This window comes from Embleya sp. NPDC127516 (genome assembly GCF_044765325.1).
Taxonomy (GTDB): Bacteria; Actinomycetota; Actinomycetes; order Streptomycetales; family Streptomycetaceae; genus Embleya.
This window is the reverse complement of record NZ_JBIWJT010000024.1, coordinates 98,482-124,621: the sequence shown is the minus strand read 5'-3', so window position 1 is coordinate 124,621 and position 26,140 is coordinate 98,482. Positions and strand designations below refer to the sequence as shown.

Below are 26,140 nucleotides of genomic sequence, written 5' to 3'. Positions count from 1 at the left end.
CCGCCGCGTCGCCGAAGCGCTCTACGCCACGTCGATGCCCGACGGACCCACGCCCACAGCCCTCTCTTCACCCATCGTGACGCCCTCTCCGATCCGGACGGGCCGCCCTCGAAGACGCCGAAGCGCGAAGGCGGCTCGGCTCGACGGTCCTCACCGTACGGGTTCGACCGGTGACACGACGCCGATATACGGCCTTCCTCGCCTCACGGCCGCCTCCGGCGGGCTACCCACCGCGACGCCGCGGCGACCCACAGGTGTCCCGAGAGCGGTGGCCGCGCCGTCGGGGCACTCGCCGAGAGACAGTGGTAGACAGCACCGCGATCGAGGCGGATTCCCCAGGGTGATCGGGAGCTGTCATGACAACCGGACGTCGGCCCGTGGTGGCCGGAGTGGAGAATTCGGCGGCGGGCATGCTCGCCGTCGGCTGGGCCGCGGACGAGGCCGTACGACACGGCTTGCCATTGCGGCTCGTGCACGCGTCGGAATGGCCGGTCGACCCGGCGGAGGCCGATGCCTCGACGCGGTCGACCCGCCACGACGGCCGATTGCGTACGGCCCACGCGTTGGACTGGTCGGTCGAGACCTACCCCGAGGCCGGGATGTCGGTACCCCGCCTCAGTTGGGCCGAGCGCCGGCACGCGGCCGACGACGCGCTGTTGGACAAGGCGCGGGCCGTGGCCGCGACGGGGCACCCCGCACTGGAGGTGGGTACCGAGACGGTCGAGGGCCGGCCGGTGGAGGTACTGCGGGCCGAGGCGCACGCCGCGTCCATGCTCGTCCTCGGGTCGCGCCGGTTGTCCGCCCTCGCGGAGCTCTTCACGACCGGCAGCATCGCCGTCCCGGTCAGCGCACACGCGCCGTGTCCGGTGGCCGTCGTCCGCGGCCCCGAAGCCGCCGCCGGCGTGCCGCCGACGGTGGTGGTCGGGATCGACGGCTCGCCCGGCTGCGAACGCGCCGTCGGCTACGCCTTCGAGACCGCGTCGCTACGCGGCGCCTCGCTGCGCGCGGTCCAGGTACGCCCGCCGACGGCGAACATGGTCGCCGCGTTCGGCAGCGAGTCCGAGGTCGAGGAGGGGTTGATCCGGCTCGGCGAGACGCTCGCCGGTTGGAGCGAGAAGTATCCGGACGTGCCCGTGGAGCGCATCACCATCCTCGGCCATCGCATCCGTTCCCTCGCGGACGCCGCCGAGGACGCGTTGTGCCTGGTGGTGGGCACCCGAGGGGTGGGCGGTTTCCGCGGCATGCTCCTCGGATCGGTCACCCACGGCCTCATCCACCACGCCCCGGGTCCCCTGGTGATCGTCCCGCAGGCGACCGACACCGGATGACTCCGGCGGCCGGCGGCGACCGGCCCGATGCCCGACGGCCGGCGCCGATCCTCGCCCGGAATCATCGCGTCTACGCGCTCGACCTCACCGGCTACGGATACAGCCAACGGCGCGGCCCGTACACGGTCGACCACCTGACTCGCCAACTCCTGGGCTTCCTCGACGCCATGCGCCTGGGCGGCCCCGACGAACGACCGATACTGGTGGGCCATTCCAGCGGCGCGGCGATCGTCGCCGAGGCCACGTTGCGCGCACCCGAGCGGATCGGTGGAGTAGTGCTCCTGGACGGCGACGGGCTCGACACCGGTGCCGGACCACCTGCCGCACTCGAGTACGTCCTGATCGATCCGTTCCGAACCAGCCTGTTGCGCATCGGACTCGGCGTCGATGGGCTGATCCGCAGGATGTACGACTCGCAGTGCGGGCCCGAGTGTCCCAGGCTCGACCGCGCGGGTGTCGACGAATGGCGGCGCCCCTTCCAAGTGGCAGGCGCAGAGGGCGCGTTGTGGAGCATGCTGGGCGAAGGGGTCTTGGGCATCTCCGCCCGACGGTTGGCCCAACTGCACGAACTGCACGTGCCCAAGTCGGTGGTCTTCGGCGCCGACGACGACGTCTTCGACGCGGGCACCCCGACCGAGACCGCCGCGCGCATCGGCGCGCCGGCACCGACGATCATCCCCAAGTCCCGCCACCTGCCCATGATTTCCGCTCCCGAGGCGGTCGCCGCCGCAGTCCACGCGCTCAGCTCCTCGACCGGCGCGGGTGGCAGCGGGTGAGGCCGCGAACGGCTTGGCGAACGAATGCCGAGTTCAAAGCGGACGAATGCGCCACGCCGGTTGTCCGATCCGGGAAGCGCTTATACGTTCCTTGGATGCGCGCCCGGACGCGAACCGATGTCGGCGCGTAACCGGTGGGAAGGCAGGAGTGGCCGACATGGTTCAGGTGGACACGACGGTTCCGCATTCGGCTCGGATGTACGACTACGTCCTGGGGGGCAAGGACAACTACCTCGCCGACCGGGAGGCGGCCGAGGAAGCGCTGAAGGTATGGCCCGAGTTGTGGACGAGCATGCGGGTCAACCGGGCGGTGATGCGACGGATGGCGCACTGGCTGGCCACCGAGGGCGGCATACGCCAGTTCCTCGACATCGGCACCGGCATTCCCACGTCGCCGAATCTGCACGAGGTCGTACAGGAGACCGCGCCCGAGTCGCGCGTGGTGTACGTGGACAACGATCCCATCGTGCTGGTGCACGCCCGGGCCCTGCTGTCCAGTTCCCCGCAAGGCCGCACGGCCTATGTCGAGGCGGACATGCGCGAGCCCGACCTCCTGTTCTCGACGCCCGAACTGTGCGCGACGCTGGACCTGAGCCGACCGGTGGGGGTGACGGTGATCGCGATGCTCCAGTTCGTCGAGGATGCCGCCGGCCTGATCGAGAAGTTGACGGCTCCCCTGGCACCGGGCAGCTACCTCGCCATCACCGCTGCGACCGCCGACCTCGCGGTAGGGTCCACCGCGCTGGCCGAGGTGTACACGCGCCGGGGCGTGCCGATGTACCTGCGCTCCCGCGACGAGTTGGCGGCCCTGTTCGCGGACCGCTGCGACCTGATCGAGCCGGGTGTGGTGCCCATGCAGCACTGGCGCCCCGCGGAGGGCGAAACGCCGGTGGGCGTCGAGGAGACGAACATGTTCGCGGCCATGGGTCGCGTGCGCTGAACCACGCCGGCAGTCTCGGGCAGGCCGTGCCCCGTCGAGGTAGGCCACCGAACCGGCGCGTGGCCTCGGCCCGCACCCAAGCCACATCACCGTGCCGCGCGCCGCCATCGAGCCCATGAAACGCACGGACCCCACGGAGCTCATGGAGCCGAGCGTTCGAGCACAGCCGCGCGCGAGCCCGGCCCGCGCCCGCACGCCCGGCCCGGCCGTGTCTGCGCGTCTTCTCGGCCCCACACCGGCGTCCGCCACCGATGGTGAGCGGTTCGACACACGCCCCCCGGTCAACAACATCAATGGCCCCCGCGCGCCGATCGTCGATATCGCGCGGTCGGGCCGGCCGGCCGTGAGCGCGGGCGTCATCGGTCATCGGTGGAATCCTTGAGGCAACGGGAAGAAGGAGTCGATCGATATGGGATTCGTGGTGTGGCCGTGTACCCACGGAAGCCGGAGTGTCCTCGAACGTGCCGAGCACGTACTGATCGGACTCAGCCCCTGGAACAGCTACTACAAGCCGCGTGTGGTCGAGGCCCTGGTCGGATGGGCATCCGCGAACTTCGCCCGGGTGGACGTGTTCGTTCCCGGCGATGAGGCCGCGCACACCCTGGCCGCTGCCGGCGCGCAACCGGCGGAGGCCGTCCGCCGTGCACGCTACGCCGTCGGCCGACTACGCGCGCCGGCGCGGCGCGGCCTCAAACGCGCCGGGGTGCCCGACCCGGACCTACACCTGCACAGTTGGACACAATTGTCCGAGCGGCCCGCCTACCAGCGCTGTCTCAAGCGCGTACGCGACGCGTATCACACGGACGAAGCCATCCGGGGTGCCTGTCGCCGCACCGCCCGCGCCGCGGTCCGCCACCTCGCGGGCCGCGAGCCGACCGAGGAGCAGATCGACCAGGCCGTCGGCTACGCGATAGCCGAGCTGCCCCTGGTCCTGGACGGGCCGAACATCTTCGGCACCAAGTCCTCCCTGTTCGTCTACCACCGCGAGATGGACCTGCTGTCCCCCTTCATCTCCGGCTCGTCCACCGCACTGCGCCCGGCGCCCGGCCAGGGCTACGCCGTGGTGAGATCCCCCGAAGCCGACTCCGCGCGCCCCGGACCGAACGGCGCGGGCGCGGAATAGCGAGTACGGCCCCGGCCCCGGCGATCGAACGCCCGCGCGCACGGCGGGCCGACCGCCCCTGCCCGGCACGCACGGGTCTTGTTTTCCGTGCGGGCCGACAATAGATTCCGGCCCCCGCAGACAATACGGCCGACCCTCGTCGAGATCGGTCCGGATTCGACTCTCGCCTCCCCCGGCGCCCGAGAAGGGACATGCTCGTAGGACGGGGGCGCGACACTGCGGCGGCCGTGCACTTGGGGGGCGACGATCGGGGCCAGGGGGGCGCCGCGCGGGCAATGCCGCGCGGGCGGGCGGGCACCGCTACGAGTACTGCTCGTGGTGGACGACCTGCGCATCGGCGGCGCGCAGCGACAAGTCGCGGGCCTGGCCGTCGCGTTGGCCGCACACGGGCACGCGGTGGTGCTGGCCTGCACCGAGGACGGGCCGGCCGGCGCCGAACTCGCCGCGGCGGGCGTGCGCGTCGTGGTGCTGGGCAGGCGCCGCGTGGCCCGCCTGGTCAGCCCGATGCTGGCGCTGCGGATCGCGCGGCTGGTCCGGGCGGGCGGGTTCGACCTGGTACACGCGCACGTGCACGCCGCGACGATGGCCGCGGCCCTCGCCGGCCGAATCGCCCGCGTCCCGGTCGTGGTGACCGAGCACAGCATGGCGTCCTGGCGCGGCCCCCTCGCCCGCGCCTACAGCCGGCCCCTGTACCGCCGATGCGCGCTGGTGCTGGCCGTCTCCGAACAGATCGCGGACCGGCTGCGCACCGTGGACCGGGTTCCCGCGTCCAGGGTCCGAGTCGTGGGCACGGCGGTGTTCGGCCCCCCGATGGCGACCGATCCGTCCGGGGACGGTTCGCCGGTGACGGTGGGCGTGGTGGGCCGGTTGGAGCGCGAGAAGGGCGTCGAGTTCTTCGTGCGCGCCGCCGCCCGAATCGCGGATCGGCATCCCGAAGTAGCCTTCACCATCGTGGGCGACGGCACACTGCGCGGCGAACTCCACGCGCTGGCCGGGCGTTTGCGGTTGGGCGACCGGGTGCGTTTCCGGGGTATGCGCACGGACGGCCCGGCGGCGGTGGCCGCCCTGGACGTCCTGTGCGTGCCCTCGCTGACCGAGGGCGCCCCGTTGGTCGTCCTGGAGGCGATGGCCGCGGGCGTACCGGTGGTGGCCACGACGGTCGGCGCCATTCCCCACCAACTCGACCACGGCCACGCGGGTGTCCTGGTCGAACCCACCGACGTGGCCGCCCTCGCCCAGGCCCTCGACACCCTCCTGACCCACCCGCACGAACGACGACGCCTGGGCCGGGCCGGCCACGACCGCCTGACCCGGCTCGCGAACGCCGACGCCGTGACCGCCGCGGTCCGCGCCGCCTACCGCGACGCCTTTCGCCGTACCCGCGGCCGAGGTTACCGCGACGGCTGAGCGAACGGCCGGGCCGAGTCCCGCGAATACCGGCCGCTCCCGGCCGGATGCGGGTACGCGAGCGTGGACCGGGCCGCCGCGACCGAGCGCGCGCCTACTCGACCCGAGCCGACGCGTGCTGGTCGCCGTCGTGCAGGTGGATGTCGTCCACGGCGATGTTCACCTCGACCACTTCCAGGCCGGTCAGCCGTTCGACCGTCTCGATGATGTGCGCTCGTACCGCCTGGCCCAGTTCGGCGATGGGCACGCCGTACTCCACGACCAGGTTCAGGTCCAGCGCGCACTGTCGTTCCCCGACCTCGACGCTCACCCCGTGCGCCACGTTCGGCCGGCCGCCCGGAACGCGTTGTCGCACCGCGTCCAACGCTCGCGCCACCGAACCGCCCAGCGCGTACACGCCCTGGATCTCCCGCGCGGCCACACCGGTGATCTTCGCGACCACGGCGTCGGCGATCGCGGTACGCCCGCGCGCCGCGTCGGCCGTCGGCATCCGCTGCACTCGTCCCGGGGCACCCGGCACGAGTGGCCCCCCGACCGTGACGTCCCGCGAAACCGCCGCCGTGTCCCTCACGTCCCTCAGCTCGGGCATCACACGCGACCCCTCTCCGGCTCGCGCCCGCCGGTCGCGGGCACTGTGTCCGCCCGTCTGCCCCGCGTTCCCACGCTCAATCCTGTCGCCCGCACTCGTCCGACTCGTCCGCGCAGCACCTGCCTCAGGCCGAACTCCGTTCTGAGTAAGCCGACTTGCTTCACCATCCGGAGCGCGCCGGCCCGACCCGCACCGTCGAGGAGCCGACAGGTGCGGGCCGGGCCGAGTGCCGAGGGTCAGCCGGCAACCCACGGAATGTTGCCCGTGTTGCCGGAACGCCCGTTCTCCGTGCAATGCGCGGGCGGTGTGCCGCCGTACACGTACTGCACGAAGTCGCGCAGGTCGTTGCGCCAGTAGTCGAAGGTGTGCTCGCCGGGCCCCGTGCAGTACCGGGGCGTGAACGACGTGCCGATGGCCGCACGCAACTGGTCGTTCCACGCCTTGATGTCGGACTCGCCCTGCCCGCTGGGATGCCCCTGCGCGTCCGCGCCGCCCGCGTACATCGCGAACTTGCCCGCGTAGCCCGAGTACTTCCCGGCCTGGGCCATGCCGACCGGGGTGACCGCCGCCCAGTTCGCCCGCGGGCCGTAGACCGCCTCGGCACGCTCCCACGCGCTGCCGTACACCCGGTAGTTCGGGTCGATGAGACCGTTCCAGGAGGTCGCCGCGCCGTAGCCGAGCATCGAGTCGGCCACCCGATTCATCGCGCCGTCGTCACCCAGGGTGGTACCCCCGGAGAAGGCGCCCACCGCGGAGAACTGCTCCCGGAAATCGGCCGCGTACCTGAGCGCGCCGAGCCCACCCATCGACAAGCCCGCGACGGCGCGCCCCGAACGGTTGGCGACCGTATTGAAGTTCGCGTCGATCCAGGGCACCAGCTGCCGCATGTGGAAGGTCTCCCACATCGGGGCGAAGTTTCCCCGGGTGTGGCCCGCCCAGTCGGTGTACCAACCGGATTTGCCGCCCTCGGGCATTACCACGATGCCCTTGAACGTTCGGCGGTCGATGGTATCGAGAATGTCGCCCGCGTCCGATTTGGACCACTGCTCGAAGTCCCCGGCTCCGCCGTGCAGCAGATACAGGACCTGGTACGCCTTGGCGGGATCACTCACGTAGTCGTCCGGCAACCAGATCCGCACCTTGACCGGCACCTTGACGGGATCGATCGTGGGGGTGCCGCCGCGCGGCGTCATGATGGCCGAGGTGGTCATCGTGGCGTCGAACATCTTGCGGTCGCTGAGCAGGTTCGAGTTCGTCCACTGGGTGACCGTGATGCCGTTCGAGTTCGCCGCCGGCAACGCGGGCGCGGGCGGCGGTGGGAACGCCTGCGCCTGCGTCGGCAAGCCCACCATGGTCAGCGTCAACGCCGCCGCGACGGCGAACGCGCCCCACAGGCGACGCACACGACGCCTGCTCCGTCTCGGTCGAGCCGGTGCCATTGTTCTGTCGGTTCCATCCATGAAAGCCCCTGGTACTCGGGTGAATCGCGGTGCCCGCCGCACGCGGGCGCGGCCAGGCGCAACCCTGGCCGACCGGCCGCCGGCTGTCGTCCCGTCCTCGGTGGACATCGCGGGTAAACCTGCGCCGTAGCCGGCGAGCGATCTCCGCCGGCGGCGGTACGACACCGCTCCGCCGCCGAGCGGGCTTGCCCTGACACCGACGTCAATCCCTACGGTCGTCATCGTGCGCCGCAGCCCGGCAGGGACGGCGCCGATCCGCCTCCTCCCACACGCGATTCGAGGTCGTACATGCCTTCCCTCCTGCATCTGGACGCGAGCATTCGCCGGACCGGCTCGGTATCCCGTGACCTGTCCGCCCACTTCGCCGCCCGGTGGCGCGCTCGACACCCGGACGGCGGCTACGTCCACCGAGACCTCGCGGCCCACCCCGTTCCGCACATCACCCACGCCGTCCGCGAAGCCCTCCTGGATCCCAGCGGCGAGCACGGCGAACCCCCGCACGAGCGGGCCCTGACCGAATTGCTGAACACCGAACTGCGGGACGCGGACACCGTCGTGATGGGCGTGCCGATGTACAACTACTCGATCCCGTCCACGGTCAAGACCTGGTTGGACCGCGTCGTCACACCGGCCAACATGGTCACGCCCGATGGCGGCCCCGGCCCGCTGGCGGGCAAATCCGTGGTCGTCGTCACCAGCCGGGGCGGGTCGTACGCGCCCGGCACGCCGCGCGAGGGCTGGGACCACCAGGAGCCGTACCTGCGGGCCGTCCTGCGCTCGATCGGCCTCGCTCAGGACCTGGAGTTCGTCCACGCCGAACTGACCCTGGCCACCACCGTCCCCGCGATGTCCGCTCTCAAGCCCTTGGCCGAACAGTCGCTGACCCGCGCGTACGAAACCCTGACGTCCCTGGCCGCGTCGTCCGCCGCGCCCCCCGCACCGGCGCGGCCCCCCATCCGCTGACCGTTCCGGTGCCGGCCATCGTCGACGACGACCCACCTCACCCGATCCGCCCGCGCCCCGGATCGGTCGGCCGTTACTCCGCCCGGCCCACAACCGGGCACCGCTCGACGTGCGGGGCGCGGGCGGAGGCCATCGAATGTAGGGACCAGCGTTTCCCTGCCGAGGAGTCCGACGTGAAGCCCGTCGCCCTGTCGCCGAAGGCCCGCGAAGATGCCCTGACCGCGTTGGGGTCCGGCCGCGAACTGGACATCCTGGTCGTCGGCGGAGGTGTCGTCGGTGCCGGATGCGCGCTCGACGCCGTCACCCGGGGACTGAGTGTCGGTCTGGTCGAGGGCCGTGACTGGGCCAGCGGCACCTCCAGCCGCTCCAGCAAACTCATCCACGGGGGCCTGCGATATCTGGAGATGCTGGACTTCCGGCTCGTCCAGGAGGCGCTGCGCGAGCGTGGTCTGCTGGTGCAACGGCTGGCCCCGCACCTGGTGAAACCGGTCAAGTTCCTGTATCCGCTGACCCATCGCGGATGGGAGCGACTGTACGTCGGCGCCGGCGTGCTCCTGTACGACACGATGGGCGTGACCTCGGGCAACTCCCGGGGACTGCCCCATCATCGACACCTCACCAGACACAGCGCGCTGCGCGAGGTCCCGGCCCTCAAGGCGGACGCGCTCATCGGTGCGGTGCAGTACTGGGACGCGCAGGTCGACGACGCCCGGCACACCATGACGATCACCCGTACGGCCGCCGCCTACGGCGCGCACGTGGCCAACCGGACCCGGGTCACCGGCTTCCTCCGGCAGGGCGAACGGGTCACCGGCGCGACGCTGGTCGATGTCGAGTCCGGCCGCGAGTTGGAGGTGCACGCCAAGCAGGTGATCAACGCGACGGGTGTGTGGACCGACGACACGCAGGCCATGGCCGACACCCGGGGCCAGTTCCACGTACGCGCGTCCAAGGGCGTGCACGTGCTGGTGCCGCGGGATCGGGTGAACTCGCGGTCCGGGTTGATCCTGCGCACCGAGGCCAGCGTGTTGTTCGTGATCCCGTGGGGTCGACACTGGCTGATCGGGACCACCGACACGCCGTGGGACCTGGACAAGCAGCACCCCGCCGCGAGTTCGCGCGACATCGACTACCTGTTGGAGCACGTCAACCGGGTGCTGGCCACGCCGCTGTCCCGGGACGACGTGGAGGGGGTGTACGCGGGGCTGCGTCCGCTGCTGGCCGGCGACGCGGCCGAGACCAGCAAGTTGTCCCGGGAGCACCTGGTCGCCCATCCCGTGCCCGGCCTGGTGGTGATCGCGGGCGGGAAGTACACGACGTATCGGGTGATGGCCAAGGACGCCGTGGACGAGGCGGTTCGCACGCTGGACGGCGCGTATCCGGGCCCGTCGGTCACCCACGACGTGCCCCTGTTGGGCGCGGACGGCTACCAGGCGTTGCGGAATCGCCGACACAGCCTGGCCAAGGCATCGGGACTGCATGTGGCCCGCATCGCGCATCTGCTGTCCCGGTACGGCTCGATGATCGGCGAGGTGCTCGAACTCATCGAGCAGGATCCCGAGTTGGCCAAGCCGTTGCCCGGGGCGGACGACTATCTGCGGGCCGAGGTGGTGTACGCGGTCACCCACGAGGGCGCGCGCCATCTGGACGACGTGCTCACCCGACGCACCCGCGCCTCGATCGAGTCCTGGGATCGCGGCGTGGAGGCGGCGGAGATCGCCGCGCGCCTGATGGCCGGGCCGCTGGGGTGGAACGAGCAGCAGATCCTCGACGAGATCGCGCACTACGGCAAACGGGTGGAGGCCGAACGCGACGCTCAGCGGCAACCGGACGACCTGACCGCCGACGCGGCACGGCTCGGTGCCCCCGACATCGTCCCGGCGCCGTGAGCTCGGGCGAGGCGCGGGACACCGGAGCCCGGCGGGTGGATCCGGTGTCCCCGCCGAGTGGACGGTGGGCGCTCCGGGGTGAGCTGATCGCCGAGTTCGTCGGCACGATGGTGCTGATCCTGTTCGGCACGGGCGTGGTGGCCCAGGTCGTGGCCGCGGACCTGGGTGATCACGACAGCATCGCCTGGGCCTGGGGTCTGGGGGTGACCTTCGGGGTGTACATCGCCGCCCGCACCTCGGGCGCGCATCTGAATCCGGCGGTGACGGTGGCGTTGGCCGCCTTCCGCGGCTTCCCGTGGCACAAGGTGGCGCCGTACGCGGTCGCCCAGACCGCCGGGGCGTTCGTCGCGGCGCTGCTGGTGCGCTGGAACTACACCGAGGTGCTGGCCCAAGCCGATCCCGGGCACACGATCAAGACGCAGACCGTCTTCTCGACGTTGCCGGGCAACGGCACATTCCCGGTCAGCGAGTGGGGCGCGCTGCGCGACCAGATCATCGGTACCGCGATCCTGCTGCTGGTGATCATGGCACTCACGGACGTGCTCAATACCGCGCCCAAGGCCAATTTGGGTGCGTTGTTGACGGGCCTGTTGGTGGTCGCGATCGGAATGGCGTTCGGTACCGACGCCGGCTACGCGATCAATCCGGCCCGCGACTTCGGTCCTCGGCTGGCCAGCTTCCTGACCGGGTACGGCGGAGCCTGGCGCGACCAGTACGGCAATCTCTACTTCTGGGTGCCGATCGTGGGACCGTTCCTCGGTGGCCTGATCGGGGCGGCCCTGTATCAACGGCTGATCGCGCCGTTCCTGCCCGCGGCGGAGCAACCGCCGGGCAGAGTGGTCGAAGCCGACTGACCGACGTACGCAACGGGCAGATCCGACGTCGCGCGGCCACGGCACCGGGGTCGGCGTCGCCACAGTGGAGGGTTGGAGATGGCGGATTTCGTCGCGGCAATCGATCAGGGCACCAGCAGCACCCGTTTCATGGTCTTCGACCATGCCGGCAACGTGGTCGGACGCCAGCAGTTGGAGCATCGGCAGATCATGCCGCGCGCGGGGTGGGTGGAGCACAGCCCGGTGGAGATCTGGGAGCGCACCCGTTCGGTGATCTCCAGTGGGCTGAACCAGTACAACCTCACGCCCGCCGACTTCGCCGCGCTGGGCATCACCAATCAGCGCGAGACCACGGTGGTGTGGAATCGGCGCACCGGCCGGCCGTACCACAACGCCATCGTGTGGCAGGACACCCGGACCGACCGGATCGCCCACGCGTTGGAGCAGGACGGCCGGGGCGAGGTGATCCGGGCGAAGGCGGGCCTGCCGCCGTCGACCTACTTCGCGGCGGGCAAGGTGCAGTGGATCCTGGAGAACGTCGACGGGGTGCGCCAAGACGCCGAGCGGGGCGACGCGATCTTCGGCACCATCGACACCTGGTTGTTGTGGAACCTGACCGGCGGGGTCCGCGGCGGGGTGCACGTCACCGATGTCACCAACGCCTCGCGCACGATGCTGATGGATCTGCGCACGCTGGACTGGGACGAGGAGTTGTTGTCGTTCTTCGACATCCCGCGGAGCATGCTGCCGACCATTCGCCCGTCGGGCTACCCGGACGGCTACGGCGAGTCGCCCGACACGAGTCCGCTCGTGGGCATCCCGTTGACCGGCACGCTGGGCGATCAGCACGCGGCCACGGTGGGGCAGGTGTGTTTCGCCGAGGGCGAGGCGAAGAACACCTACGGCACCGGCAACTTCATGCTCCTCAACACCGGCAACCGCATCGTGCGCTCCGAGCACGGTCTGCTGACCACGGTCGCCTACCACTTCGCGGGGCAGGATCCGGTGTACGCCCTGGAGGGCTCGATCGCGGTGACCGGGTCGGCGGTGCAGTGGTTGCGCGACCAGTTGCACATCATCAAGAAGGCCGCGGACAGCGAGACGCTGGCCCGCCAGGTCCAGGACACGGCCGGGGTGTACTTCGTGCCGGCCTTCTCCGGTCTGTTCGCGCCGTACTGGCGCAGCGACGCGCGCGGCGCGATCGTCGGCCTGGCCCGCTATCACGACGTGGGCCACATCGCCCGGGCCACGTTGGAGGCGATCTGCTATCAGAGTCGTGACGTGGTCGACGCGATGGCCAAGGACTCGGGTGTGGGGCTGAGCGTGCTGAAGGTGGACGGCGGGGTCACCGAGAACAGCCTGTGCATGCAGATCCAGGCCGACGTGCTGGGGGTGCCGGTGATCCGGCCGACCGTCCCGGAGACCACCGCGCTGGGCGCGGCGTACGCCGCCGGTCTCTCGGTCGGTTTCTGGCGCGACACCGACGAGTTGCGGGCCAACTGGAACCAGGACGCCCGTTGGGAGCCGGAGTGGGACCGCGAGCGCCGGGAGAGCGGTTACGCGGACTGGAAGCGGGCGGTGCAGCGCACCTTGGACTGGGTGCCGAACGGGTGAGGCCGGCCGTCGGGTGGATCGCGGGGTCGCCCGGGCGGGCGGCGCCGCGATCCACCCGACCGGGTCTCACGCCACGCGTGCCGCGGCGCCCTCCTCCCGGACCGGCCCGATGCCCAGGTTCTCGCGCAGGGTGCCGCCGGTGTACTCGGCGCGCAGCGAGCCGCGTTCCTGGAGCAGCGGCACCACCTTGTCGACGAACTCGTCGAGGCCGGTGGGGGTCAGGTGCGAGCCCAGGATGAATCCGTCCGAGCCGTCCTGCTGCACGAACGTGTCGATCCGCTCGGCCACCTGTTCCGGGGTGCCGACGAACTCGGTGCGCCCGAACACGTGGATGGCCAGGTCGCGCAGCGAGTACGAGTTGGCCTCGGCCAGTGCGCGCCACTCGGCCACCCTGCGGTGGGCGTCCTCGGCGATCCGGGCGCGACCGCGGATCACCGGCGGTCCGTCGGGGTCGGGTTCCACGTCGGGCAGGGGTCCGTCCGGGTCGTAGCCGGACAGGTCGCGGTTCCAGACCGTCTCGAGCAGGATCTGCGCGGTGCGTCCGCCGATCTGGCGCCGGGTGATGTCGCGGTGCCGCTCGACGGCGTCGGCCTCGCTCTCGCCGAGCACGAAGGACGCGGACGGCAGCAGCTTGACCGAACCGGCGGGCCGGCCCAGGCGGGTGGCCCGGGCCTGTATGTCGCGGTAGAACTCCTGGGCCTCGTCCAAGCGGTGGTACGGGGAGAAGATCGCGTCCGCTCCGCCGGCGGCGAAGTCGCGACCCTGCGGCGAGACGCCGGCCTGCAGGATCACCGGCCGGCCCTGCGGGCTGCGCGGTGTGCCGAACCGGCCGGCGATGTCGAACTGCTCGCCGGTGAACGAGAATTCGCCGGCCTTGGGATCGCGCAGGAAGACGCCCGCCGCCCGGTCGGCGGCCACCGCGTCCGCCGCCCAGGAGTCCCACAGTTCGCGGGCGGCGGCCAGGAACTCGGCTGCCCGGGTGTAGCGGTCCTCGCGGTCCAGGAAGCCGCCGCGGCGGAAGTTCGCGCCGGTGAAGGCGTCGAAGGAGGTGACCACGTTCCAGCCGGCTCGGCCCCCGGAGAGGTGGTCGAGTGTGCTCAACTGGCGGGCCAGTTCGTAGGGTTCGTTGAAGGTGGCGTTGACCGTGCCGATCAGGCCCAGGTGTTCGGTGACGGCGGCGAGTGCGGTGAGCACGGGCAGGGTGTCGGGGCGTCCGACGATGTCCTGGTCGAAGATCAGGCCCAGGCGTTCGCGCAGGGCCAGGCCCTCGGCGAGGAAGAAGAAGTCGAATCGGCCGCGTTCGGCGGTCTGCGCGACGTGTTTGAAGGAGGAGAAGTCGATCTGGCTGCCGGCTTCGGGGTCGGACCACACGGTGTGGTGGTTCACGCCTCCCACGTAGGCGCCGAGGATGATCTGTTTGCGCGACGTGCTCATCGGGATGGGTCCCTTCGGACGATTGCCGGGACGGCGGTGGGGCTGGTGGACTCGGCGCGGGTCACGCCGCGGCCGTGGGCGTCGCGTAGCGGCTCGCCGGGCGCGGCAGGCCGAGTCGGGTGCGCAGCGAACCGGCCGTGTACTCGGTGCGGAAGACGCCGCGGCGTTGCAGTTCGGGCACCAACTCGCGGGTGATCGCGTGCAGATCGTGCGGCAGCGCGGCCGGGCGCAGGCGGTATCCGGTCAGGCCGGCGCGCTGCCAGTCCTGGAGGAGGTCGGCGAGTTCGGCTGCGGTGCCGGTGAACACATGTGCGTCACTGGTGTACTCGGTGCCGTCGAGGTCGTCCAGCCGGGCCTTGCGCTCGCGGGCCGCGGTCGCGGTGTCGTCGAGGAAGACGACCAGGTCGCCGAAGACGTGCACGGTCTCCGACTCGCGTGCGGCGGCGCGTTGTTCGGTGCGGATCTCGGTGACGATGGCGAGCGCGTCGTCGTGGTCGCGCGGCGTCACGTACACGACGTCGGCCGAGCGGGCGCCGAGCCGGTACGGCACGGTGGAGTGGGCGAGCACGGTGACCGGGGGTTGGCCCTGGGGCGGGCGCGGCACGGTCGAGGGCCCGCGGACCCGGAACCTGGACCCGACGAAGTCGATGTAGTGCACCCGGTCGCGGTCGATGAACCGATCGGTGGCGGCGTCGCGGATCTCCGCGTCGTCCTCCCAACTGTCCCACAGTCGGCGTACCACCTCGACGAAGTCCTCGGCCTCGGCGAAGCTCTCCGCGACGGCCGCCTGCACCTCGGGTCGGTGGTAGTCCTCGAGGGAGAACGGCGCGTGCTCGCGGCGGCCGAAGTGCGTGTTCTCGGCCGGGCGGGACACCTGGGCACGCCACCCGGCGCGGCCGAGGCCGACGTAGTCGAGCGTGGCGATCGCCTTGGAGACGTGGAAGGGCTCGGTGTGCGTCACGGTCGCCGTTGGGATCAGTCCGATGTGCTCGGTCACCGGCGCGACGCGGGAGGCGATCAGTACCGCGTCCAGCCGGCCGCGGACCTGGTCGGTGCGGGCGTCGAAGCCGTCGAAGCGGGTGGACTGGGGTGACAGCGCGTCCTCGATGGTGACGAAGTCGAGCAGGCCCGCTTCGGCCTCGGCGACCAGGTCGGTCCAGTAGCGGGCGGTGAACAACTCCCCCGGGCGGGCGTCGGGTTCGCGCCAGGCGGCGGGATGCCAACCGGCTCCGTCCAGCGCGAGGGCCAGATGCAGGGGGGTGGGGACGGGGGTGTTCGGGGTGGTCATCGGTAAATCTCGCTTTCGGGTGGATGACGACGGTGGTCGGCGACAGTGAGTGGCAGCGGCGAGCGGTGACGATGGGGACGACCGCGGGTGACGACGGTGAGTCACGGGCGGGCGGCACGACACGGCGCGGCCGATCGCCCGGCGGCCTGCTCCGTGCGATGGTCGGCCGGGAAGGGGTCTCATGGGTGCCCGGCGGCGGGTGGGCGCCCGCTCCCGAGCGTTCGGCGGGTGCCGAACACTCGGGATTTCAGGGCGGGTTCGTCCGGGAGCAGGCGTCCATGGCGGAGCCGGCTCGACGGCGGACGGGCACGGTGACGCGACCTCGGGCGGGCGGTGCCGCGGCTTCGCGGCGCGTACGGCTCGGGGTGGCGGGTGCTAGTGGATCAGTGACACAGGGAGCCGGCGGAGCGGCGCAGATCGATGAACAGGCGCCGGGTCAGCCGGGTCCGGGGCGACGTCGCGCGCCGCCCGCGGGTGCCGATCGTGCTCTCCCGGCGGCCGGCCGAAGTCGGGACGGCGGGCATGGTGGCGGCGCGGTGCTCCACCGCGATCACGCACCTGCTCATGACATCGTCCCCTTGCCCCGGGCCCGTCGAGGCGGGCCCCGCGATTGCCCCGCGAGTGACGCGCGGCCGTGTCCTCACCCGGGGCACCCCGTCGCGAAGGAGGGTTGCCGGCCGACCAGCCGGGGCTCGATGTCGGCACTCGTGACACGTACTGCGGCGCCGACCGGTATCGGCCGACATCGCGACGCTAACGCAGCCCGCCGGGTCTTGTCCATCGACCCGGACGGTGGCAACGACGCGGCCGGGCATGCCTCTTGCCGCTCCCGGATCGGCGCCCCGAAGGGGCGGATCCGGCGCGGCCGCGGGCGACGCGGGTCGCGGTGTCACACCGTGGAAGCCCTTTGACGGGGCGCGATCAAGCTCGTAGCCTGCCGATCATGCAGGCCAGGATCCGGTTGGCGACCCGCAGGCACATCGACCTGCTGCGGGTGAGCAGTGCCGCGTGTCGCTTCGGCCTGCCCGGCTCCCGCTGAGCCGTTCCGACCGGTGCCGTGGCCGGCGGGTCCCGAGGGGATCGGCAGGTCGGTCCCTCGACGTGCCCGCGGTGGCCTTTTCCCGGCAGGGCCAAGGGTGTTCGGTGTGGCGTCGCCCGATCGGGCGCGTGGGCACCGGCCGATCCGGCCCTTCCTCCCCTGGTGACGCGAGAGCGGAGTGGATCGACGATGTCCCGAGCCCGGTCGACGGTCGGCACGCCATGAACGATGTGCGCGTGCTGGACAACGTGGCCTATTCGTCCCTGACCGGCCCGCACGCCGGGCTGGCCGAACGCAAGGGCCGGGTCGTGCGCTATCGCGCCGACGTGGCGCCGTTCATGGCTCTGCCCGACGACCCCGGTCCGGCGGACTGGGCGGATCTGGCCGCGCTCGCCGGCCCGGGTGCGGTCGTACCGCTGGCCGACGGCGAGGAATTGCGGCCGCCCGCGGCGTGGGAGGTGGTGATGCGGATGCGCGGTGTGCAGTTGGTGGGTGACGCGGTCTTCGGCATACCCGACGACTCGCTCGTCCGGCTCACCGACGCCGACGTGCCCGAGATGCTCGATCTGGTCGCCCGTACCCGACCGGGCCCGTTCCTGCCGCGCACGATCGAACTGGGCACGTATCTGGGCGTTCGACACGACGGCGCGCTGGTCGCGATGGCCGGGGAACGGTTGCGCCCGCCCGGCTGGACCGAGATCAGCGCGGTGTGCACCGATCCGACCCGGCGCGGACGGGGTCTGGCCACCCGGCTGGTGCTCGCGCTGGTCGCGCACATCACCGCACGTGGCGACACACCGTTCCTGCACGCCGCGGCCGAGAACGTGAACGCCATCCGCCTGTACGAGTCCCTCGGCTTCCGACTGCGCCGCACCCCGGCCTTCGTCGCCGTGCGCGTTCCGGCCGACGAGCCGGCCGAGGGCGTGGCGCGGGGCTAGCGGCGAGGTCGTTCAGGGCCCGGCGGGCCGGCGGGCCGGCGGGCCGCCCGCGATCGGGTGCGGCCCGCCGGTGTGCGTACCGCTGATGTGCGCGACGCCGGGTGCCCGAGGCCGGGTGTGCGCCCGGGCCCGCCCGGTCAGCCCGGCGGGGTCTCCGGGGCGTCGGCGTCCCGGTCGGCCCGGTCGGCCGCCTGTTCCGCCTCGGCGAGGATGGCCGCCGGGTCCGTCGGTGCGCCGGTGGGAGCGACGCGGGTGCCGGCGGGGACCGGTCCGCCGCCGCTGTCGTCCGATCCACCGCACGCGTTCAGCGCGGTGCCCAGCACGAGGACCGCGATCAGGGCGGCACCGGCCCGACGAGGTGCGCCGGTCACTTGCCGGCGGCGGGCTGCCGCGCGTCGCACCAGGTCTTCACGTTCGCCAGATCGGTCTTGCGCTGCCGCAGTTCGGGCAGCAGGCGCTGACGGGTGGTCAACCTGTCGTTCAGGTAGGTCTTCACCGCCGGGCGGTCGAGCCGGTCCGCGGTGGCGATCCGCTCTTGCAGGTGGGCGATCGACCCCTTGACCACGGCGGCGCCGTTCAGCCGCTCGATCGCCTTGTCCAGCCGGGTGTCGATCGCGGGGAGCCGCTTGCAGATGGCGGGCTTGTGCTTGTCGGCGCCGGGCATGGGGCCGGCCTGCGCGGCGGGGGCGGCGGCCAGGCCGGCGATCGTGGTCAGCGCCGCGAGGGCGCCGAGCGTCGCGAGACGGCGGGGTGCGCGGGTTCGCGCGGTGTTACGGCGAGACATGGTGCTTCTCCCGAGTTCACGGTTCACCACTCCGGTGCGAGGTGGCGTGCCGCGACGGTATGACCCTGTTCTGTGGGGTTCTTGTGGGCTGCCTGTGGGCTTCGTGTGAGGCCGGTGCGGTGGCCGGCCCGACCTTCGCCGGCGCCCGAACCCGGCGCTCGGTGACCGCTCCCGGCGCCGGTCCCACTTCCGGTTCGGCCGCGCGTTCAGCCGCCGGCCGCCCGTGCCGCCGGTTCCCGAGTCAACCAGTCGTGCCGGATCCCCCGGGTCCGGCTCGGCTCCACGTCCGGGCGCCGAAGCGGCAGCACGACCTCGACGCGGGTGCCGCGCCCGGTCGGCGGGGTCCCCACCGTGACGCGTCCCAGGTGCAGGGCCACCTGTTGGGCGACCAGGGTCAGGCCCAGACCCGCACCGGGGCTGTCGGGGCCCCGCCGGAACCGCTCGAACACCGCCTCGCGGCGCTCGACCGGTATGCCGGGTCCGTCGTCGTCCACCCGGATCCGGGCCCCGTCCACCCCGGCCTCGACCCCGATCCGGATCGAGACCGCGCCGTCCGGTCCGCGCCCATGCACCAGCGCGTTGCCGATCAGGTTGTCCAGGAGCAGCCGCAGCCCCGGTCCCAGGCCGTCGATCCGGACCTCGTCCTTCGGAGCGGACACGACCACGTCCGCGTCGGGTCGGTGGGTGCGCGCGTCGCGGGCCGCCGCGTGAGCCAGTTCGCCGAGATCGACCCGCTCGAAGGACTGGCCGTCGGCCAGATCGCCCTGCGCGAGCGCGCGCAGGGACGCGAGCAGCGACAGGATCCGCTCCTGCCCGGCCGTGAGGTCGGCGACGATCTCCGTACGCTCGGCCGGCGCCAGTTCGGGGTAGGTCGCGAGCACGTCCAGGTCGGTGCGCATGCCGGTGAGCGGTCCGCGCAGTTCGTGGTCCACCGTCGCGGCGAACGCCCGGGCCGTCTCCAGCGCCTCCCGGGTCCGGGCGGTCTGCGTGTCGTAGCGACCCAGGACCGCCGCGAGCGTGCGGCCGAGATCGTCCACCTCGGCGACCCCCGACGCGATGTGCACGTCCGGGCGCGCCGCGTCGTCCGGTTCGATCGCGGCCGCCCGCCGCCGCAGCGCCCGCAACGACCGGGTGGCGGTGCTGCCGACGGCGAGGCCGGCGAGCGCGGAGACGGGTACCGCGAATCCGGCCACCACGTACACGCGCCGGCGCAGCAGCGCGGTGCGCGCGTCGGTCTCCGAGGTGGGCTGGAACACCCGCAGCGTGCCGCTCGCGCCGAGTGGGCGGCTGACCATGCGCCACGCCTTGCCGCCGGCACGCACGGTGACCGGGCTCCGGCGCCTCGCGTCCGGCAGCGACACGCCCGCGGGCGGTTGGGGCCCGGCCGACACCGGGCCGCCGGGCAGTTCGACCCGTACGCCGAGGTCGAGCGCACCGTCCAGCAGCCGGTTCTCCCGGGCTCGTACGGCGTTCTCCCGCTCGTTCTCCACGGCACGCACCAGGGCCCGCGCGTCGGGTGCGAGATGGTCGGCGCGCTGCCGCAGGGCCACGTCCTGACGGTGGGTCACATCGGCGGTGACCCACCGGACGACCAGGGTTCCGGCGGCGATCACCAGCAGCGGGACGAGCACGCCCACCGCCAGCGCGATCCGGGTGGACAGCCGCATGGCCGGTCTACGGCGCGTTTCGCGGGCCCGGTCCGGGGCGGCGGTCACCGCCGGCCGTCCGGCACCCGCAGCACGAAGCCGACGCCGCGCACGGTGTGCAGCAGGCGCGGTCGGTCGCCGGCCTCCAGTTTGCGGCGCAGATAGCTGACGAAGGTGTCGACCACGTCGGTTCGTACTTCGAAGTCGTATCCCCAGACGCGGGCCAGCAGTTGATCGCGGGTCAGCACCTGGCCGGCGTTGCGCACGAACACGTCGAGCAGGGCGAACTCGCGGCCGGTCAGGTTCACCGGCTCGCCGTCGTGGGTGGCCAGGTGCGCGGCGCGGTCCAGCACGAGCGGGCCCGCGCGCAGCACCGAGTCCGTCGCGGCGTCCGGTGGGCGGCGGCGCAGCAGCGCCCGCAGCCGCAGGTCGAGTTCGCGCAGGTCGAAGGGTTTGACCAGGTAGTCGTCCGCGCCCGATTCCAGGCCGGTGATCCGGTCGGCCGTCTCGTCCCGGGCGGACAACATCAGGACCGGGGTCTCGATGCCTCGGGCCCGCAGCGTGGCGCAGACCTCGATGCCGGAGCGGCCGGGCATGGCCACGTCCAGCACGATCGCGTGCGGTGCCCGCGGCACGGGGCGCTCGGCGCTGCCCGTGAGGTCGAGCGCGGCGGCTCCGTCCGACGCGAGCAGCACGTGGTAGCCGGCCAAGCGCAGGCCGCGTTCGAGGGCGCGGCGAATCGCGGGGTCGTCGTCGACGACCAGGACGCGCGGCGGATCGCCCGGGTCCCGGGGCCGATGCTCGTCGTCGATACCTGGTGTCGTGGTCATCGTGTGCCGTCCCGCGTTCGCCGGCCTCCCGGAGGTGGGGAGACTCTACGTTGATCCGCACGTGGATCCGCGGTGGGGGACGCGACCGGTCGGCCGACAGTTCCACCCACCGCGCCGGGCGCGGGCCCGGCCGAACGACCTCGCGCCCCGCACCGTACGGTGCGGGGCGCGAGGATTGCGGGTCAGGCGTGCGTACGGCGCGGCAACTTCCAGCCGGGGCGGGGGAAGTGGCAGGTGTAGCCGTGCGGGTAGCGCTCCAGGTAGTCCTGGTGCTCGGGCTCGGCCTGCCAGAAGTCGCCCAGCGGCTCCACCTCGGTGACCACGTCACCCGGCCACAGGCCGCTGGCCTGCACGTCCGCGATGGTCTCGATGGCCGTCGCGCGCTGCTGCTCGTCGGCGAAATATATCGCCGAGCGGTAGCTCCGGCCGATGTCGTTGCCCTGCCGGTCCCGGGTGGTGGGGTCGTGGATCTGGAAGAAGAACTCCAGGACGTCGCGGTACGTCGTCACGGAGGGGTCGAAGAGGATCTCGATCGCCTCGGCATGGTCGCCGTGGTTGCGGTAGGTCGCGTTCGGGACGTCGCCGCCCGAGTAGCCGACCCTGGTGGCGGTGACCCCCGGCTGCTTGCGGATCAGGTCCTGCATCCCCCAGAAGCATCCGCCGGCCAGAACCGCCTTCTCCACCTGAGCACTCATGTCGCAACTCCTGACTGCCTCGACTACTCACCCGGGAAGAGAACAAGCGACGCGAGGCGGGTGTTCCCGCCGGTCGCCGGGGCCGGGGCTGGATACCTTCATCGTATCGACCCCGGCCCCGGCCCCGGGGGCTCCGATCCGGATCGACGGTCCGGTCGGCCGGGGCGGGTCGGCCGATCCGGTCGGCGATCCGGGTCAGTCGATCCGGTCGAACCCTTCGTCGCGGCCCGGTCCGGCCGCCCGCTCCGCGCGGGGCGCCGCCGCGGCGGTCGGGTCCACCTCGTCGGCACAGACCGTGCCGCGCGGTGGGAGGTCCAGATCGGTCAGGTAGGCCGTGGCCGCCGCCTTGGCACACGCACTGCGGCCGAAGGCGGTGTGCCCCTCGGCGCGGAAGGTGAGCAGCCGGCCGTTGTCCAGCCGATCCGCCAGCGCGACCGCGTCCCGGTAAGGGGTGTCGGGGTCGCCGGTGGTGCCCAGGACCAGGATCGGCGCGGAGCCCCACGCCCGGTACGAGCCCTGGTGTCGGCTGACCCGCTCACCGGTCCACTGCACACAGGCCGGGGCGTGGTTGTGGTCGTAGGTGGGCGGGCCGAAGCCGATGGCCGGGCCGAGCAGCGGCGCGTCGCGGACGTTGGCCCGCACGTTGCGCTCCAGTCGGCCCGGGTCCTTCGGGTAGACGCGGTCGACACACTCGACGGCGATGTTCGCGGTGAGGAAGTCGAAGCTCGCCGGCGACGGCGGTCGAAGCAGGAACGCCGTACCGTCGCGCAGCTCCGCCTGCCGCAGCGCCGCGCCGAACGCGGGCCAGATCGCCTTGCCCTCGTTGATGTTGAACATCAGTCGATACACCAGGGTGTAGCCGTTGGCGAGCGCTCCGGACGGGGTGACCACCGGGCGCGCGTCCAACTCGGACACCAGCCGGTCGAAGGCGCCGCGCGCGTCGCCGCCGCCGAACCCGCAGCCGGTCGGGTCGGCCGAGCACCAGTCCAGGAAGCGGCCCATCGCGCCGTCGAGGGCCAGATATTGCGGCCGGTCGTACTCGTAGGGGCGGTTCGCGTAGCGCACCGGGTCGTACCCGCCGTCCAGCACCATCGCGCGGACGCGCCCCGGGTATCGGTCCGCGTACACCGTGCCGACGAAGCTGCCGAACGAGCGTCCGTAGAAGGAGAGCCGGCGCTCGCCCAGGGCCTGTCGCAGCAGGTCCAGGTCGCGGGCGACGTAGTCGGTGCCCATGAACGGCAGTACGTCGCCGGCCTTGGCGGCGCACGCGGCGTCGAAGTCCCGTGCGGTGGTCACCGCGCGCCGGTACGCGTCGGGGCCCGGGTGTCCCGGCGAGGCCCCGATCTCCTGGGCGTAGCGGACGTCGTCCCAGCACTCGTACGGGGCGCTGCGCCCGATTCCGCGCGCGTCGAAGCCGAATACGTCGAACCGCTCCCGCAATTCGGCGGGCAGCGCGGCGTGGTTGCCGCGCACGAAGTCGACCCCGGAGTTGCCCGGTCCGCCCGGTTGCATCACCAGGGTGCCCAGCCGCCTGCTCGGATCCGCGGCCCGGTGTCGGATCACCGCGAGGGTGAGGGTACGCCCGCGGGGGTCGCGATAGTCCAGCGGCACCGCAGCGTTCGCGCACTCGAAGGTCGCGTCCTGTGCGCAGGGTGCCCAGGCCAGGGTGGGTGTGGGCGGTGCGCTCTCGGCGGTCGCGGCGGCGGCGTTCACCGAGCCGGCCCCGATCACCGACAGGCCGGCGACCACGATCGCGGCGACCCGCGTACGCAGCGCGCGCCGCCGGGTCGGGCCGGCCGGACGGTCCCGACGCACGAAGGCGCGGGTGGGGTCGTTTGCGGATGGTAAGGCGTGGCGGTCGGGTGTCATGGTTTCACCGATTCCGTTCCGGGAGTGCGCGGTCGGGCTCGTGCGAAATATCGCAGACCGGCCCGCTCCCCGTCGCCGGAACACGTGGGATCACCCGCCCACCGCCCCGGCACCAGGCCCTGTCCGGCGGATCGTGGTGGATCGGGCCGCGTCGTGAGCGCAGCAAGGAGCCCGAAGGGCGGATGCCGTGCATCGGCGTGCCGGGGAAGCAGCCGCATAGTGGTTGTATTCGGCTGTTTCTCCGGTGCGGCGAGGCGCGGTGCCAGGCGGCGCGGACCCACCAGGATCCGCCGGACAGGGCCTAAAACGCGTCGACGTCGATCGAGATATGGCCCGGGCCCATGGCGCAGACCCGCCACTTCCCGTTCTCCCGGCGCAGGTCGACGTTGTAGGGAGAGGCCGAATGGTCCTGTCCGGTGACCTTCACGTTGACCGTGGCCGTGTCGTCGGTCCGGGTGGAAGCAACGAGCGAGAAGCTGAACCCGGTCCCCTCGCCGGCCAGGATCCGATGCGCGTCCGCGCCGTTCGCACCGGCGCAGGCGCCGTAGAGCGCCGCGGGTGAACCGCCGTCGGCGACCGTACGCAGATACTCCCGCGTGACGTCGTGCTCGGCCCCGTCGAACGCGGTCGGAGCCGGGGCGCACGACACGGCCGCCAGGGCCGCCGCCACCCCCGCGACCCGAAACACCTTCCGTGATCCCGCTGTTCGCCCACCGGCGCCACGCACCACGGTCCCCCACTCGGATGTACGACCGGACGCGGTTGTACGGCCGGTGGATGGTAGCGCGGTCCGACCGCCGATTGGGGGCTTCGGGCCGACCCATCGGTCACCCCGGCCAAAGGTTGATCCGCTTCGCTGTTCGAGCGCGTGTGTTCTTCCGTCGGCCCGTCGGCACCGCCCACGGGCGCCTCATTTCACGTCCGGCCGAGAAAACCGCCGATGACGCGCAACTCACCCCAGCAATACCGGAGTTGGTCGCTTTCGACCGGCGGGATCGGCTCCCGACCCGAAGAGCGGTGATCACCCATAAGTGTTACTTAGCGCTACTAAGGGTGATTTTCGCAATATATGAGGCAACTTTCCGCAGTGCCGTCGCGTTCCCCATCGGATCGCCGATCACGCGCCGGCTGCGAAGGAGAGATCGTCCCTGATGCGTACCACTCGTGTCTTTTGCAGCACCGTAGCCGCCGGCCTGTTGGCCGTAGCCATCGGAGGCACCGCCACGGCCGCCGAGGGTCCCGGCCCGCAGACCAAGGACATCAAGGCCGAGGCGTCAGGCGCCGACAGCGGATCCGGCGCGGAGCAGGGCAAGAAGGGGAACGGTGCCCCGACTTGCCCCCGTCCGGCGCACGACTGCTCGAGCAAGCCGGCGCACAAGCCCGCCGAGAAGCCTGCGGACAAGCCCGACCACAAGCCGGCCCACAAGCCGAGCAGTAAGCCGGCGGACAAGCCCGACCACAAGTCGGAGCACAAGCCGAGCCACAAGTCGGACGGCATCGTCATCGGCCACGTGACGAACACCGTCGTCACGAACAACCACATCAGCCACACGACCAACAGCTACGTGGTGAACAACCACAAGACGGTCGTGGTGGACCACCACAAGCCTGTCAAGCACCCCGTCAAGCACCCCGTCAAGCACCCTGTCAAGCACCCCGAAGCGGTGAAGCCGGCCCCGCACAAGCCCGTGCACAAGCCCGCCGCGCCCGTCCACAAGCCCGAAGCCCGTCCGGAGGCCAGGCCGGCCGGCCAGACCAAGCTGCTGCCGGTCGGCGCGGTGGCCGGCGGCGCGGGTGGCACCACCGAGTCCGACAACAGCCTCCTGGGTCTGGGCGCCGCACTCGCCGTCGCGGGTGCCGGGGCCGGTGCGTTCGCGCTGCGCCGGGGCAACCTGCGTGGCTGACACACCTTTCGTCCATCGCGCCGGCCGCCGCCTCCTGCTGGTGGCGGCCGTCGCGGTGCTGGTCTGCGGCGTCGTGCTCGCCGTGCTCGGTTATCAGGAACGACGTCCACCCGCCGCGGCCACGGCCGCGCCCAAGGTGGTGTCCACGCACGCGCCCGCCACGACGCCCACCGGCGGCCCGGGCGGCCCGAATGGCCCTGCCGACCCCGTCCCTCCCGCCGCGCCGGCGGTCGAGGGCCCGATCCTCGCCCGCGCCGAGCCCGCCTCGGTCGACATCCAGGAGATCGGCCTGCATGCCCCCGTGACCTCGGTCGGGCTCGGTGCGGACGGCGCCGTCGAGGTTCCGCCCCCCGATCCGGAGCGTCACGCCGGCTGGTACAACCAGGGACCCACGCCGGGCGAACTCGGCCCCGCCGTAGTGGTCGGCCACCTCGACTCCGCCTCCGGCCCGGCCGTGTTCTACGACGTCGGCACCCTGCACCCGGGGTCGACCGTGGAGATCCACCGCGCGGACCGGAGCATCGCGGTGTTCACCGTCGACTCCGTGGAGCGCTTCGCCAAGGCCGAGTTCCCCACACAGCGGGTGTACGGCGACCTGAACCGGGCCGAGTTGCGCCTGATCACCTGCGGCGGCGACTACGACCCCGACAACGGGGGCTACCAGGACAACACCGTGCTGTTCGCACACCTGACCGGTTCACGCTGACTCTCCGCGTCCCCTCTTGTCCCCCACCGACAGCGGCCTCCCGCCCGGGAGTTCGGCCGGGCCCGGCGATCCGCCCGGCCCGGCC

The 26,140-nt window shown here is 72.1% G+C and carries 25 protein-coding genes and 1 riboswitch; of the genes, 13 read left to right on the top strand and 12 right to left on the bottom strand.

Annotation, left to right across the window (positions count from 1 at the left end; translation table 11 throughout):
- Window positions 1-356: 356 nt before the first annotated feature.
- From ACIRL2_RS36305 to ACIRL2_RS36285, 5 genes are all read left to right on the top strand, one after another.
- Window positions 357-1,328 carry a universal stress protein gene (locus ACIRL2_RS36305; RefSeq protein WP_395860738.1) on the top strand — a complete coding sequence of 324 codons (972 nt, stop codon included), beginning with the start codon at window positions 357-359 and terminating at the stop codon, window positions 1,326-1,328.
- On the top strand, window positions 1,325-2,104 hold the full coding sequence (locus tag ACIRL2_RS36300; RefSeq protein ID WP_402238019.1) for an alpha/beta fold hydrolase: 780 nt from the start codon (window positions 1,325-1,327) through the stop codon (window positions 2,102-2,104). The genes ACIRL2_RS36305 and ACIRL2_RS36300 overlap by 4 nt, the downstream gene beginning before the upstream one ends.
- A 157-nt stretch (window positions 2,105-2,261) precedes the next feature.
- Window positions 2,262-3,044 carry an SAM-dependent methyltransferase gene (locus ACIRL2_RS36295; protein ID WP_395860742.1) on the top strand — a complete coding sequence of 261 codons (783 nt, stop codon included), beginning with the start codon at window positions 2,262-2,264 and terminating at the stop codon, window positions 3,042-3,044.
- 409 nt (window positions 3,045-3,453) lie between these two features.
- Window positions 3,454-4,167 (top strand): tRNA-dependent cyclodipeptide synthase, encoded by a 714-nt coding sequence (locus tag ACIRL2_RS36290; RefSeq protein WP_402238016.1) that lies wholly within the window; start codon window positions 3,454-3,456, stop codon window positions 4,165-4,167.
- Between the two features lie 315 nt (window positions 4,168-4,482).
- Window positions 4,483-5,574, top strand: coding sequence for a glycosyltransferase family 4 protein (locus tag ACIRL2_RS36285; RefSeq protein WP_402238013.1), 1,092 nt, complete (start codon window positions 4,483-4,485; stop codon window positions 5,572-5,574).
- A 94-nt stretch (window positions 5,575-5,668) separates the two neighbouring features.
- Here ACIRL2_RS36285 and ACIRL2_RS36280 read toward each other — a convergent pair whose 3' ends face one another.
- A complete protein-coding gene (locus ACIRL2_RS36280) occupies window positions 5,669-6,163 on the bottom strand; it encodes an Asp23/Gls24 family envelope stress response protein (protein ID WP_395860748.1) in 495 nt (164 codons plus the stop codon).
- Window positions 6,164-6,399: 236 nt separating this feature from the next.
- Window positions 6,400-7,566: an alpha/beta hydrolase gene (locus tag ACIRL2_RS36275; protein ID WP_402238010.1), complete on the bottom strand. Its 1,167-nt coding sequence runs from the start codon at window positions 7,564-7,566 to the stop codon at window positions 6,400-6,402.
- A gap of 345 nt (window positions 7,567-7,911) precedes the next feature.
- Between ACIRL2_RS36275 and ACIRL2_RS36270 the strand changes: the two genes are divergently transcribed.
- The 4 genes from ACIRL2_RS36270 (at window position 7,912) to glpK (ending at window position 12,922) form a co-directional block, all read left to right on the top strand.
- A complete protein-coding gene (locus tag ACIRL2_RS36270; RefSeq protein WP_402238007.1) occupies window positions 7,912-8,586 on the top strand; it encodes an FMN-dependent NADH-azoreductase in 675 nt (224 codons plus the stop codon).
- 188 nt (window positions 8,587-8,774) lie between these two features.
- Window positions 8,775-10,475: a glycerol-3-phosphate dehydrogenase/oxidase gene (locus ACIRL2_RS36265; protein ID WP_402238048.1), complete on the top strand. Its 1,701-nt coding sequence runs from the start codon at window positions 8,775-8,777 to the stop codon at window positions 10,473-10,475.
- 44 nt (window positions 10,476-10,519) lie between these two features.
- On the top strand, window positions 10,520-11,329 hold the full coding sequence (locus tag ACIRL2_RS36260) for an MIP/aquaporin family protein (RefSeq protein ID WP_395860985.1): 810 nt from the start codon (window positions 10,520-10,522) through the stop codon (window positions 11,327-11,329).
- Between the two features lie 78 nt (window positions 11,330-11,407).
- The gene (gene glpK / locus ACIRL2_RS36255) at window positions 11,408-12,922 is read left to right on the top strand and encodes a glycerol kinase GlpK (RefSeq protein ID WP_395860753.1); all 1,515 of its coding nucleotides are present in this window, start codon (window positions 11,408-11,410) and stop codon (window positions 12,920-12,922) included.
- 66 nt (window positions 12,923-12,988) lie between these two features.
- On the opposite strand, the gene ACIRL2_RS36250 is transcribed toward glpK, so the two are convergent.
- From ACIRL2_RS36250 to ACIRL2_RS36240, 3 genes are all read right to left on the bottom strand, one after another.
- The gene (locus tag ACIRL2_RS36250) at window positions 12,989-14,356 is read right to left on the bottom strand and encodes an NtaA/DmoA family FMN-dependent monooxygenase (protein WP_402238004.1); all 1,368 of its coding nucleotides are present in this window, start codon (window positions 14,354-14,356) and stop codon (window positions 12,989-12,991) included.
- Between the two features lie 61 nt (window positions 14,357-14,417).
- Window positions 14,418-15,644, bottom strand: coding sequence for an LLM class flavin-dependent oxidoreductase (locus tag ACIRL2_RS36245; protein WP_402238002.1), 1,227 nt, complete (start codon window positions 15,642-15,644; stop codon window positions 14,418-14,420).
- A gap of 383 nt (window positions 15,645-16,027) precedes the next feature.
- Window positions 16,028-16,210, bottom strand: coding sequence for a hypothetical protein (locus ACIRL2_RS36240; RefSeq protein ID WP_395860759.1), 183 nt, complete (start codon window positions 16,208-16,210; stop codon window positions 16,028-16,030).
- Between the two features lie 35 nt (window positions 16,211-16,245).
- Window positions 16,246-16,357: riboswitch (SAM riboswitch) on the bottom strand.
- Window positions 16,358-16,587: 230 nt separating this feature from the next.
- Between ACIRL2_RS36240 and ACIRL2_RS36235 the strand changes: the two genes are divergently transcribed.
- Together ACIRL2_RS36235 and ACIRL2_RS36230 are read left to right on the top strand one after the other, a co-directional pair.
- Window positions 16,588-16,683, top strand: coding sequence for a putative leader peptide (locus ACIRL2_RS36235; RefSeq protein WP_402237999.1), 96 nt, complete (start codon window positions 16,588-16,590; stop codon window positions 16,681-16,683).
- A gap of 221 nt (window positions 16,684-16,904) precedes the next feature.
- Window positions 16,905-17,621: a GNAT family N-acetyltransferase gene (locus ACIRL2_RS36230; protein ID WP_395860763.1), complete on the top strand. Its 717-nt coding sequence runs from the start codon at window positions 16,905-16,907 to the stop codon at window positions 17,619-17,621.
- A gap of 137 nt (window positions 17,622-17,758) precedes the next feature.
- Here ACIRL2_RS36230 and ACIRL2_RS36225 read toward each other — a convergent pair whose 3' ends face one another.
- From ACIRL2_RS36225 to ACIRL2_RS36195, 7 genes are all read right to left on the bottom strand, one after another.
- Window positions 17,759-17,992 carry a hypothetical protein gene (locus ACIRL2_RS36225; RefSeq protein WP_395860764.1) on the bottom strand — a complete coding sequence of 78 codons (234 nt, stop codon included), beginning with the start codon at window positions 17,990-17,992 and terminating at the stop codon, window positions 17,759-17,761.
- Window positions 17,989-18,405: a hypothetical protein gene (locus ACIRL2_RS36220; RefSeq protein ID WP_402237995.1), complete on the bottom strand. Its 417-nt coding sequence runs from the start codon at window positions 18,403-18,405 to the stop codon at window positions 17,989-17,991. Before ACIRL2_RS36220 ends, ACIRL2_RS36225 begins: the two co-directional genes overlap by 4 nt.
- Window positions 18,406-18,611: 206 nt before the next feature.
- Window positions 18,612-20,072 (bottom strand): sensor histidine kinase, encoded by a 1,461-nt coding sequence (locus ACIRL2_RS36215; RefSeq protein ID WP_395860768.1) that lies wholly within the window; start codon window positions 20,070-20,072, stop codon window positions 18,612-18,614.
- Between the two features lie 44 nt (window positions 20,073-20,116).
- Window positions 20,117-20,881, bottom strand: coding sequence for a response regulator transcription factor (locus ACIRL2_RS36210; protein ID WP_402237992.1), 765 nt, complete (start codon window positions 20,879-20,881; stop codon window positions 20,117-20,119).
- Between the two features lie 182 nt (window positions 20,882-21,063).
- Window positions 21,064-21,576 (bottom strand): peptide-methionine (S)-S-oxide reductase MsrA, encoded by a 513-nt coding sequence (gene msrA / locus ACIRL2_RS36205; protein WP_395860772.1) that lies wholly within the window; start codon window positions 21,574-21,576, stop codon window positions 21,064-21,066.
- A gap of 195 nt (window positions 21,577-21,771) precedes the next feature.
- The gene (locus tag ACIRL2_RS36200) at window positions 21,772-23,445 is read right to left on the bottom strand and encodes an alpha/beta fold hydrolase (RefSeq protein WP_402237989.1); all 1,674 of its coding nucleotides are present in this window, start codon (window positions 23,443-23,445) and stop codon (window positions 21,772-21,774) included.
- A 301-nt stretch (window positions 23,446-23,746) separates the two neighbouring features.
- Window positions 23,747-24,133, bottom strand: coding sequence for a hypothetical protein (locus ACIRL2_RS36195; RefSeq protein ID WP_395860776.1), 387 nt, complete (start codon window positions 24,131-24,133; stop codon window positions 23,747-23,749).
- 463 nt (window positions 24,134-24,596) lie between these two features.
- On the opposite strand from ACIRL2_RS36195, the gene ACIRL2_RS36190 reads away from it, so the two are divergent.
- A complete protein-coding gene (locus ACIRL2_RS36190; RefSeq protein ID WP_402237986.1) occupies window positions 24,597-25,349 on the top strand; it encodes a hypothetical protein in 753 nt (250 codons plus the stop codon).
- On the top strand, window positions 25,342-26,055 hold the full coding sequence (locus ACIRL2_RS36185) for a class F sortase (RefSeq protein WP_402237984.1): 714 nt from the start codon (window positions 25,342-25,344) through the stop codon (window positions 26,053-26,055). Before ACIRL2_RS36190 ends, ACIRL2_RS36185 begins: the two co-directional genes overlap by 8 nt.
- Window positions 26,056-26,140: the final 85 nt, after the last annotated feature.